We start from the raw sequence: 11256 nt of genomic DNA, 5'->3' as shown, positions 1-11256 counted from the left end.
GGCCCCCTCCAGGAGCGACTGCGCGAAGCCGATCAGGACGAGGTCGTTGCTGCGGATCAGTTCGGTCATGAATCCTCGTCCTCCGGCACCCTCGCCGGTCCCGGCCGCGACGAAGCGGGGGCTTTGCGTATACCTTGCGGCATGGTGCGTGTTGCAGCGCCCCCGGGCGCATGCGATGGGGTGCCGCAGAGTTTGTCGGGTCGTGAGGCGCCAGGAGGCGCCGTGGATGTGGAGGCCGCGCGGTTTTGGGCGTCGTAGTTCCGATCGATGAGAGCAGCCCCGACCCGGAGGCGAGCCTGGCCGACCTCGTCGCGCTGGTGGCCGGCGGCATGGAGCGGGTCAACGCGACGATCCTGTCCCGGACCGGCTCCGACGTCCAGATGATCCCCGAGGTGGCCAACCATCTCATCTCCTCCGGCGGCAAGCGCCTGCGCCCGATCCTGACGCTCGCCACCGCCGACCTCTGCGATTATGCGGGCGACGGGGCCGTCAAGCTCGCCGCGAGCGTCGAGTTCATGCACACCGCCACGCTCCTGCACGACGACGTCGTGGACGAGAGCGACATGCGCCGCGGCAAGGTCGCGGCCCGCATCAAGTGGGGCAACGAGGCCAGCGTACTGGTCGGCGACTTCCTCCTGGGCCAGGCCTTCCGGATGATGGTCGAGGTCGGGTCCCTGAAGGCCCTCGATATCCTCTCCGCCGCCGCAACCATCATCGCCGAAGGCGAAGTGATGCAGCTCACCGCGGCGAAGAACACCGAAACCAGCGAGGACGAGTACCTCGCGGTGATCAGCGCCAAGACGGCGGAACTCTTCGCCGCCGCCTGCGAGGTCGGGCCGGTTCTCGCGGCCCGCGGCGAGGCCGAGCAGGCCGCCTGCCGCGCCTACGGCATGAATCTCGGCATCGCCTTCCAGCTGATCGACGACGTGCTCGATTACGGCGGCACCAGCGACAGCCTCGGCAAGAACGTCGGCGACGATTTCCGCGAGGGCAAGATCACGCTGCCGATCGTGCTCGCGGTTCGGCGCGCCAGCGAGACCGAGCGCGGCTTCTGGAAGCGCACCTTGGAAGCCGGGCAGGTCAACCCCGAGGACCTCGACACCGCCCGCGCGATCCTGCGCAGGCACGGTGCCCTCGACGAGACGATGGCACGTGCCCGCCACTACGGCGACCGGGCCCGCGCGGCCCTCGCGCCATTCCCCGCGAGCCCGATGAAGCAGGCCCTGCTTCAGGTCGTGGATTTCTGTATCGCCCGGGCGTACTGAACCGGCGTCGCCGCTCCGCTCGCGCGGGGCGGCTTCACCAGCTTCCGCCTGGGTGCGGGATCAGCGCAGCATCGCCGAGGCGACCCACCAGCCCGGGTACGCGGCCCGGAGGCCTCTGGCGGCGCGTGCCGCGTCCGAGCGGCTTGCGAACAGCCCGAACACCGTGGCGCCCGACCCCGACATGCGAGCCAGGCGACAGCCGGGTCGGCCGCGCAACGCCTCGAGGGCATCGGCGATCACGGGAGCGACGGTGAGGGCCGGCGCCTCGAGATCGTTGCGGGTGGGCAGCAGGGTGCGAACCAGCGTCACCGCATCCGTTCCGGCCGCGATTTCCGGGTGGGCGGCACCGGGATGGCGCGCGCCGACGAAGAGGCCCAGGGCGCGGAAGACCGGCGCCGTCTCGACCGGCACCCCGGGATTGATGAGAACCGCCGGGAGCGGCGCCAGCGCGAGGGCCGGACCGATGCTCTCGCCGGCGCCGAGCATCATGCGGGCCCGGGGATCGAGGCAGACCGGAACGTCGGCGCCGGTGGCGCGGGCGGCAGCCAGGAGGTCCGGATCGTCCGGGGCGATGCCGTTGAGGTGGGCGAGAAGCCGCAGGGCGGCGGCGGCATCCGACGAACCCCCACCGATGCCGGCCGCGACCGGCAGGCGCTTGACGAGGTGGAAGGCCCCGTGCGCGAGGCCGGGACGCACCCGGGCGAGATGGCGCGCGGCGCGGATCACGAGGTTGTCGTCGAGGGGGCCGGCCGGGCCGGCGGTGGGGCCTGAGACCGTGAGGGTCAGGTCGGACCCGGGCACCAGGCTCAGGGTGTCCCCCGCGCCGGTGAAGACCACGAGGCTCTCCAGCTCGTGGTAGCCGTCGCCCGCCCGTCGCCCGAGCACGTGGAGGGTCAGGTTGATCTTGGCCGGTGCGCGGGTGACGAGGAGGGACACGGATTCTCGGGGCTCGACGGGCGGAATGCGGGGCCGGTCTGGCCCCGTATCGCGCGCCGCGTCAAGCCTCGAACGCGATCGGCAAAGCTCCGGGCAGTCCTCAGCCGCCGCTCTTCTTGTCGGCGGCGCCCGGAGGCTCGTTCGGAGCGGGCGCGCCCTTCGGCAGTTCCGGGTTGGCCTTGCCCTCGGGCGGGTTCTCGGCGGTGGCCGCCGGCTTGTCGAGTTCCGGCAGGCCGTCCTTCAGCTTGGCGTTGATCTTCTCGAGATCCTCGGGCTCGGGGTTCAGGTCCTTGGCGTGCTGCCACTGGAACTTGCCCTCCAGGCGCCGCCCGGCCCGCCAGTAGGCGTCGCCGAGGTGGTCGTTGATGGTCGGATCGCCGGGCTTCAGCTCGATCGCCTTCTCCAGCTCGCGCACGGCGTCGTCCCAGCGCCCGAGGCGGAAATAGGCCCAGCCCAAGCTGTCGATGATCATGCCGTCGCGCGGGGCCGCATCGACGGCCTGCTTCAGCATGGTGAAGGCCTCGTCGATGTTCATGTTCTGGTCGACCCAGGAATAGGCCAGGTAGTTCAGCACCTGGGCCCGGGCGCCGGGCTGGCTCGCGGGCACGAGCTCGAGGGCTTTTTTCAGATCGGCCTCGGCCTTGGGCCACTGCTTGGCCCGTTCGTAGGCGGTGCCGCGGAAGTAGAACGTGGTCCAGTAGTTCGAGGCCGGGCGGTCACCGATCAGCGCGATGGCGCGGCTATAGGTCTCCGCCGCCTCCTCGTACTTCTTGCGCGAGCGCTGCACGTTGCCGAGCGCCGAGATGATGTCGATGTCGTCCGGATGCGCCTTCATGGCCGCGTCGAGATGCGCGATGGCCTCGTCGCCCTTGCCCATCTGCTCCAGGTTCAGGCCGATCTGGACGTCGGCGTTGAGGCGTAACGGCGAAGCGGTCGGGATCTGCGCGTAAGCCTCGTTGGCCCGGTCCGTCTGCTTCATCCGGTCCAGGATGTCGGCGAGCGTCAGGCGGGCCAGCGCGTGCTCGGGGGCGAGGTAGAGAGCCAGACGCAGGTAGACGATGGCCGGTAGTTCGTCCCCCTGCGTCGAGCCGGCAGCGCCGAGGCCGTACAGCACCTCGCCGGCTCCCTCCTGGGCGGAGTTGACGAGGCGCGCGAGGGGCTTGCCCTCCTTCAGTTTGGTCAGGGCGTCGCGCACGATGGGGTGGCGCGGCAGCAGCTTGTCGAACTCGGTATAGGCCTGGATCGCGAGGTCGGTGCGCCCGGCCTGGGCCTCGAAACGCGCGTAGGCGTCGACGATGCGCAGGGTGTTGCGGTCGGCGTCGTAGGCCGCCTTGAGGCGACGCTCGGCCTCGGCCTGGTCGCCGACGAGGCTTGCGATCAACCCGGCGTGGAAGTCCCGGAAGGTGTTGTAGTAGCGCTCGCCCTTGAGCTTGTTGACCGTGTCGAGGGCGCGCTTGCCGTCATTGGCGCCGGCGAAGGCCCAGGCGGTCAGGAGCGTCCCGGTGAGGTCGGCGGCCGCCCCCCGGCCGCTACGGGCGAAGTTCTGGCGGGCCTGGGCGAATTGCCCGGCCTTGATCTGGCGCACGCCGAGGGCGAGTTGGGCGAGACCGTTCGAGCCGTCGCGGCTCGTCAGACGCTCGGCGGCCCGGAAGGCGTCCGGCAGGGAGCCGTCCGCGAGCAGCGACACGAAGGCGCGCTCCAGCAGTTCGGCGTTGCGCGGGTCGGCCTTCACGGCCTCGCGGTAGAAGCTCGCCGCCGCCGCCGTGTCCTTGGAGGCACCGGCGATGTAAGCGGCCAGGAAGTTGCCCTCCAGGGATTCCGCCGGCTCGTACTCGTTGACCGGCGCCGATTCCCGGCTCGGCGCCGCCTGCACGGGCAGGGCCGCGGCGAGAAGGAGGGCGAAGGCCGGGAAGGCCCGACGTCCGACCCGAGAAGTCCTGGGAGTCTTCGAAGTCTCGGAGGTCTTGGAAGTCTCGGAGGTCTTGGCGTTTCCGTTCATGGGCACCGATCACGGCTCCTGCGCGCCGCCCCCACGGGGGCCAGGCTCGATTGGGGCGGGACACTGGACTCTTACCGCCATCCCCGCAAGGCATAAGGCTGGCGGGTCGCGCCCGCCATCCAGGACCGTGAAAGTCGCGCTCACATGTTGGGGTAGTTCGGTCCGCCCGGTCCCTCAGGGGTCTCCCAATTGATGTTCTGGTTGGGGTCCTTGATGTCGCACGTCTTGCAGTGGACGCAGTTCTGGGCGTTGATCTGGTAGCGCACGCCGTCGCTGGCGCCCGTATCCGCCACCCACTCGTAGACGCCGGCCGGGCAGTACCGGGCCGAGGGCCCGCCGAAGACGTCGTGCTCGGACGCCTTCTGCAGGTCGAGGTTCTTCACCTTGAGGTGGGCCGGCTGGTCCTCCTCGTGGTTGGTGTTCGAGAGGTAGACCGAGGAAAGCCGGTCGAAGGTCAGCTTGCCGTCGGGCTTCGGGTAGACGATCGGCTTCACCTCCGCGAGGGGCTTGAGCGTCGCGTGATCGGGCTTGCCGTGCTTGAGCGTGCCGAAGGGCGAGGCGTCGAGGATCGTGTTCGACCACATGTCGAGGCCGCCCAGCCCGACGCCGATCAGGGTGCCGTAGCGCGACCAGAGCGGCTTGACGTTGCGGACCCGCTTGAGGTCCTGGCCGATGGCGCTGTCGCGCCAGCCGTTCTCGTAAACGGTCAGTTCGTCGCCCTGGCGCCCCGATTCGAGGGCCTGCGCGAGGGCCTGGGCCGCCTGCATGCCGGAGAGCACCGCGTTGTGCGAGCCCTTGATGCGCGGCACGTTCACGAAGCCGGCGGAATCGCCGACGAGGCAGCCGCCCGGGAAGACGAGCTTCGGCACCGATTGCCAGCCGCCCTCCATGATGGCCCGTGCCCCGTAGCCGATGCGCTTGGCCCCCTCGAAGGTCTCGCGGATCATCGGGTGGGTCTTGAAGCGCTGGAACTCCTCGAACGGCGACAGAGTCGGGTTCTCGTAGTTCAGGTGCGTGACGAAACCGACCGAGAGCAGGCCGTCGTCGAAATGGTAGAGCCAGGAGCCGCCGCCGGCCTTGTTCGGCAGGGGCCAGCCCATGGTGTGCTGAACGAGGCCGGCCTGGAACCGGTCGGGCGCCAATTGCCAAAGCTCCTTGACGCCGAGGCCGTACTTCTGGTGGTCGCTGTGGGCGTTGAGCTTGAACCGGTCGATCAGCGTCTTGGTCAGCGATCCCCGCGCGCCCTCGCCGAAGACCGTGTACTTGGCGCGCAGCTCCATGCCGCGTGTGTAGTCGTCGCGCGGCTCACCGGACTTGCCGATGCCGAGATCGCCGGTCGCGACGCCGACCACGGCGCCGGCCTCGTCGTATAGCACTTCTGAGGCCGGGAAGCCCGGATAGATCTCGACGCCGAGCTCCTCGGCCTTGGCGCCGAGGTACTTCGTCACGTTCGAGAGCGAGCCGACGAAATTGCCGTGGTTCGACATCAACTTGGGAAAGAACAGGTTCGGCATGGTCACGCCGCTGTTCTTGGTCAGGAACATGAACTCGTCGCGCTCGACCGCGGTCTTGAGCGGGCGGCTCGCATCCTCGCGCCAGCCCGGCAGCAGGCCGTCGAGGCCCGACGGATCGATGACCGCGCCGGAGAGAATGTGGGCGCCGACCTCGGAGCCCTTCTCGACCACCACGATGCTGACCTCCGGCGCCAGCTGCTTGAGGCGGATGGCGGTCGCGAGCCCGGCCGGACCGGCGCCCACGATCACCACGTCGAATTCCATCGCCTCACGTTCGGGCAGCGCCATCCGTCATCCTCCTGTCGCGTCCGCGCTTGCGCGCGGGTTGTTTCGTCGTGCGATCACATGTCTGGCGTTCACTCTCAACCCATTCCAACCTGGGAAGGCAAGCGACACACCGCCCGTGCCGCCCGAGGGTGACGCTATCGCGCGGGGCAAAAGGTGGTGCGTGGTGCCGCAGGCCCTGTTGTCCACAGGCGCGCGACGCGCCACATCTCCATCATGGGCCAGGGCGACGACCAGCAGCGGGATCTCATCGCGAACCTCGACTTTCACGTCGAGGCCGGCTTCGACCTGTTCCTCGACGAGGCACCGCACGACCGCTTCGCCGAAGCCGATGTGCCCGAGCCGGTCCGGCCGGCCGCGCCGCCCCGCGAGCGTACGACACCGGCCGTCCGCGACGAATCCTTCCGGACGGAGGTGCCCCAGCGCGGCGCCCCCCCGGCGCCCGCCCCGGCCGCGGCGCGAACCTTCGGTGAGTCGGCTTCGTCCAAGCCCGGCGAGGCGGCGGGCGACGCGCGGGCCCGGGCCAAGGACGTGCAGTCCTTGGAGGAGCTCGAGGCGCTGCTCGCCGGATTCGACGGCTGCCCCCTGAAATTCACCGCCAAGAACCTCGTCTTCGCGGACGGAAATCCGGCGGCCAAGCTGATGTTCATCGGCGAGGCGCCCGGCGCAGACGAGGACCGCGTCGGCAAGCCCTTCATGGGCCGGTCGGGCAAGCTCCTCGACCGGATGATGGCGGCGGTCGGCCTCGACCGCGCGAACGCCTACGTCACCAACATCGTGCCCTGGCGCCCCCCGGGCAATCGCAACCCGACGCCCCAGGAGGTCGCGATCTGCAAGCCGTTCATCGAGCGGCAGATCGAACTCGCCGACCCGGATCTCATCGTCTGCCTCGGAAGTCCGGCGACCCAGGCCATCACCGGTACGAAGGACGGCATCCTCAAGGCGCGCGGGCGGTTCTTCCCCTACCGGGTGGGAGACCGCGAGATCCGGGCGCTCGCGACCCTGCATCCGGCCTACCTCCTGCGCCAGCCCCTGCAGAAGCGCCTCGCCTGGCGGGACTTCCGCACCCTGCGCGCGGCCCTCGACGGGAAGGCCTGAGCCGGTTAGGGCCACGTCCGACGCGGCTTGAGAGCGAGCCCAAGCGGAACCGTATCCCGCGCCTGCGACTTACTTCACGCGCCCGTGTGGAGCGGCGCGCGTCCGAACAGGGTGTATCGAGATCATGCGCTGGGAAGATTTCCGCTCTTCGGACAATGTCGAGGACCGGCGCGGCGAGGGCGGCGGTGGCGGTGGTTTCCCGGGCGGCGGCGCCGGGGGCCTCGGCATCGGAGCCATCGTCATCCTGTGCATCATCGGCTGGGTGACGGGCATCAACCCCGCGATCCTGATCGGCGGGGCCGAGCAGATGACCGGAGGCGGGCGCCAGCGCCAGGAGCAGGTCGATCCGCAGACGCAGAGCCAGCGCAAGACCAAGCCCACCGACGAGAGCGGGCGCTTTGCCGCCGCGATCCTCGGAAATACCGAGGACGTCTGGAAGGAGGTCCTGCCGAACCAGACCGGGCGCCAGTACCGGCCGACCACCATGGTGCTCTACCAGGGCGGCACGCGCAGCGGCTGCGGCTCGGCCCAGGCGGCGATGGGGCCGTTCTACTGCCCCCTCGACAAGAAGGTCTACCTCGACACGTCCTTCTTCAAGGAGATGGAACAGAAGTTCGGCGTGAAGGGCGACTTCGCCTACGCCTACGTCATCGCTCACGAGGTCGGCCATCACGTGCAGGACGAGCTCGGCATCCTCGGCAAGGTCCAGGGCCGGCAGCAGGCCGCGTCCAACAAGACCGAGTCGAACCAGCTCTCCGTGCGCGTCGAGCTGATGGCAGATTGCCTCGCGGGCGTCTGGGCCAAGAACTCCAACGACAAGTACAACGCCCTGGAGCCCGGCGACATCGAGGAGGCCATGCAGGCGGCGAGCGCCATCGGCGACGACAAGCTCCAGAAGCAGTCGCAGGGCTATGCGGTGCCGGATTCCTTCACCCACGGCTCGTCCGAGCAGCGCATGCGCTGGTTCATGACCGGCTACCGCAGCGGTCAGACGAAGTCCTGCGATACGTTCCGCGCGGCGCGCAACTGACGACGCGCCTCCCCCTGGCGGGGTGCCGCCGATGCACCGGCATCGGCCGCACCCGCCGGCCCCCGGCTGAAGGCACGCCCCCATGGTCGCATCCGACAAGACCCGCGCGTTCATCCCCCTCGCCATCGCGGTACTCACGGTCTCGGACACCCGCAGCGCGGAGGACGACCGCTCCGGCGACACGCTGGTGACGCGCCTCCAGGACGCGGGCCACGCGCTCGCCGCCCGCGCCATCGTGCCCGACGAGGTCGCGGCGATCCGCGGGCAGGTCGAGGCCTGGAGCCGGGACCCGGCGGTGGACGTGGTCATCACCACCGGCGGGACCGGTTTCACCGGCCGCGACGTGACGCCGGAGGCGATCGAGCCCCTGTTCGAGAAGCGCATGGACGGCTTCTCGGCGGTGTTCCACCGGATCTCCTACGACAAGATCGGCACCTCGACCCTGCAGTCGCGCGCCACCGCCGGGGTCGCCAACGCCACCTACATCTTCGTGCTGCCGGGCTCGCCCGGCGCCTGCCGCGACGCCTGGGACGGCATCCTCGCCGCGCAGCTCGACTATCGCCACCGCCCCTGCAACTTCGTCGAGATCATGCCGCGCCTGGACGAGCACCTGCGCCGCGGTGCCTCGATCTCGGTCTAGCGGTACGACCTCAGGCCTCGGAGCGGACCAGCGCCAGGAAGTTGCCGATCAGGGGCCCGGCCCTCTCTCCCACCCAGAGCGCATGCACGTCGGCGCTGATGGTTTTGCCGGCGACAGGTCGGTAGACCACGTCCGCATGCGCCAGCCGGGCGACGAATTCCGGGATGATGGCGATCCCCAGGCCCGCCGCGACGAGGCTGGTCAACGAGGCGGCTTCGACGACCTCGTGCGTGATGTCCGGAACGAACCCGGCCTCGACGCAGCACGCCCAGAGATGTTTCGCGAACAACGAGTCCGAGAGGCGCAGGAACACGAACCGCTCCTGGCTCAAGTCCGCGAGTTCGATGACGGCCGTTGGCGCCAGGCGATGGCTTTTGGGCAGGACGAGGGTGACCGTCTCGCGCCAGGCGCGCACGCTGACGAGGTCGGCATCCGGGGGTGGGCTGCGCAGGAAACTGATGTCGGTCTGTCCGGCCTTCAGCATCGCGATCTGCCGATCCGGCGACATCTCGTGGATGCGCAGATCGACGTCCGGGTAGGCGACGGCGAAGTCGCGGATGGCGCGACCGAGGGGACCGGCGAGCATCGACCCGGTCAATCCGACATTGACGATGCCGGCCGCGCCGGCGCCGATGGCCCGCGCCCGCGCCATCGCCTCGCCGGATTTCTCCAGGATGGCCAGCGCCTGCGCTAGGAAGTCGATACCCGCCCGGGTGAGCGCGACGCGACGGGTCGTCCGCTCGAACAGTGCCGTGCCGATTTCCGCCTCGAGATCCCGGATCTGCTGACTTAATGGCGGCTGCGCGACGCCGAGGCTCTCGGCGGCTGCCGTGAAGCTGAGGTGCCGCGCGACGGCAACGAAGTAGCGCAGATGACGAAGTTCCATCCGCGGATCCATACGATAAAAATATCAATTCAGATAAATGAAATATTTGACGTCTCGATAGGCGGGCAACATGGTGCCGGCGAGACCGATCGGATGCCGACCGCATGCAGGATAGCTCCGGCAACAGGCGGGGCGCGATATGCCGTGGCCGATCACCCGGCCTGAGCCTGAGACGGCACGACGACGTACGGAGGGTGTGATGAAGCGGTTCTTCGCGTCGTTGTTCGGGCAGGTCGTGGCGGCCCTCGTCCTCGGCATCGTCCTCGGGATGGTCTGGCCGAACTTCGCCGTCACCCTGAAACCGCTCGGCGACGGCTTCATCAAGCTGATCAAGATGGCGATCGCGCCCCTCGTGTTCGGCGTCGTCGTGCACGGGATCGTCGGGGCCGGCGACCTGAGAAAGGTCGGCCGCGTCGGCCTCAAGTCGCTGATCTACTTCGAGGCGGTGACGACCCTCGCCCTCATCCTCGGCCTCGTCCTGGCCTACGCCTTCGCACCGGGGCACGGGATGAACGTCGACGTGGCGAGCCTGGATGCGAAGTCGATCGCCGGTTACACCGAGCGCGTCGGGCAGGTCACCGGAACGGTCGACTTCCTGATGAAGATCATCCCGACCACCTTCGTCGACGCCTTCGCCAAGGGCGACATCCTCCAGGTCCTGATCCTCGCGATCCTGTTCGGCGCCGGCCTCTCGCTCCTGGGTGAACAGGGCAAGCCCCTGGCCAAGAGCCTGGAGCGCATCACCGAGGTCCTGTTCAAGATCATCGGCTTCATCGTCCGGCTCGCGCCGCTCGGCGTGCTCGGTGCCGTCGCCTTCACGGTCGGCAAGTACGGCATCGGCTCGCTCAAGCAGCTCGGCATGCTGGTGGTGCTGTTCTACGCGGGCGTCGCGTTCTTCGTCTTCGTGGTGCTCGGCACCATCCTGCGACTGGCGGGCTTCAGCATCCTGAAGCTGCTCGCCTACCTGCGCGAGGAACTGACGGTCGTGGCCGGCACCGCCTCCTCGGACTGCGTGCTGCCGCAGGTCATGCGCAAGCTGGAGCGGCTCGGCATCAAGGACTCGACCGTCGGCCTGGTGATTCCGACCGGGTACTCGTTCAACCTCGATGCCTTCTCGCTCTACCTCACCCTCGCCACGGTCTTCATCGCGCAGGCCACCAACACGGACCTCTCCTTCGGCCACCTGATGCTGATCCTCGGCATCGCGCTCCTCACCTCGAAAGGCGCCCACGGCGTCCCCGGCTCGGCGATCGTGGTGCTGGCCGCGACCCTGTCGGCGGTCCCCGAGATCCCCGTCATCGGACTGGTGCTCGTGCTGTCGATCGACTGGTTCGTCGGAATCGCCCGGGCGCTGGGCAACCTGATCGGCAATTGCGTGGCCACGGTGGTGATCGCCGCCTGGGAGGGCGACATCGACCGGGCGCAGGCCCATCGCGTCCTCGACGGCCACGGCACGACCGATACCGCCGCGATCCTCGACGCGCCGAGCGTCGAACCGCATTCGGCCTGACGGCGGAACCACGACGCCTGCCCGACACGGAGCCCTCGGATGACCGCCTCGCCCTACAACCCGCCCTGCGGCGGCCTGCCGCCCCAGACCGCG

9 protein-coding genes are annotated in these 11256 nt (G+C 69.2%); 5 read left to right on the top strand and 4 right to left on the bottom strand.

The window, feature by feature from the left end:
- The first annotated feature begins 245 nt into the window (after nt 1-245).
- Nucleotides 246-1265, top strand: coding sequence for a polyprenyl synthetase family protein (locus K2X24_RS06320; RefSeq protein WP_292495810.1), 1020 nt, complete (start codon nt 246-248; stop codon nt 1263-1265).
- 60 nt (nt 1266-1325) lie between these two features.
- On the opposite strand, the gene K2X24_RS06315 is transcribed toward K2X24_RS06320, so the two are convergent.
- The 3 genes from K2X24_RS06315 to K2X24_RS06305 all read right to left on the bottom strand — a co-directional run bounded on the left by K2X24_RS06315 (nt 1326) and on the right by K2X24_RS06305 (nt 6002).
- Nucleotides 1326-2201 carry a 4-(cytidine 5'-diphospho)-2-C-methyl-D-erythritol kinase gene (locus tag K2X24_RS06315; protein ID WP_292495808.1) on the bottom strand — a complete coding sequence of 292 codons (876 nt, stop codon included), beginning with the start codon at nt 2199-2201 and terminating at the stop codon, nt 1326-1328.
- Between the two features lie 100 nt (nt 2202-2301).
- Nucleotides 2302-4200, bottom strand: coding sequence for a tetratricopeptide repeat protein (locus K2X24_RS06310; protein ID WP_292495812.1), 1899 nt, complete (start codon nt 4198-4200; stop codon nt 2302-2304).
- A 140-nt stretch (nt 4201-4340) separates the two neighbouring features.
- Complete coding sequence (locus K2X24_RS06305; protein WP_292495806.1) at nt 4341-6002, bottom strand: electron transfer flavoprotein-ubiquinone oxidoreductase; 1662 nt, start codon at nt 6000-6002, stop codon at nt 4341-4343.
- 213 nt (nt 6003-6215) lie between these two features.
- Here K2X24_RS06305 and K2X24_RS06300 point away from each other — a divergent pair, with 213 nt between their 5' ends.
- From K2X24_RS06300 to moaB, 3 genes are all read left to right on the top strand, one after another.
- The gene (locus K2X24_RS06300) at nt 6216-7097 is read left to right on the top strand and encodes a uracil-DNA glycosylase (RefSeq protein WP_292495803.1); all 882 of its coding nucleotides are present in this window, start codon (nt 6216-6218) and stop codon (nt 7095-7097) included.
- 124 nt (nt 7098-7221) lie between these two features.
- Complete coding sequence (locus K2X24_RS06295; protein WP_292495801.1) at nt 7222-8127, top strand: neutral zinc metallopeptidase; 906 nt, start codon at nt 7222-7224, stop codon at nt 8125-8127.
- 82 nt (nt 8128-8209) lie between these two features.
- A complete protein-coding gene (moaB, locus tag K2X24_RS06290) occupies nt 8210-8767 on the top strand; it encodes a molybdenum cofactor biosynthesis protein B (protein WP_292495799.1) in 558 nt (185 codons plus the stop codon).
- 10 nt (nt 8768-8777) lie between these two features.
- On the opposite strand, the gene K2X24_RS06285 is transcribed toward moaB, so the two are convergent.
- Nucleotides 8778-9653 (bottom strand): LysR family transcriptional regulator, encoded by an 876-nt coding sequence (locus K2X24_RS06285; RefSeq protein WP_292495797.1) that lies wholly within the window; start codon nt 9651-9653, stop codon nt 8778-8780.
- A 199-nt stretch (nt 9654-9852) separates the two neighbouring features.
- Between K2X24_RS06285 and K2X24_RS06280 the strand changes: the two genes are divergently transcribed.
- Entirely contained in the window at nt 9853-11163 is a 1311-nt protein-coding gene (locus K2X24_RS06280; RefSeq protein WP_292495795.1) for a dicarboxylate/amino acid:cation symporter, read from the top strand.
- Nucleotides 11164-11256 lie beyond the last annotated feature (93 nt).

Origin of the sequence: Methylobacterium sp. (assembly GCF_019750675.1) — a bacterium.
Lineage (GTDB): Bacteria > Pseudomonadota > Alphaproteobacteria > Rhizobiales > Beijerinckiaceae > Methylobacterium.
This window is presented reverse-complemented; position numbering and strand designations above follow the sequence as displayed.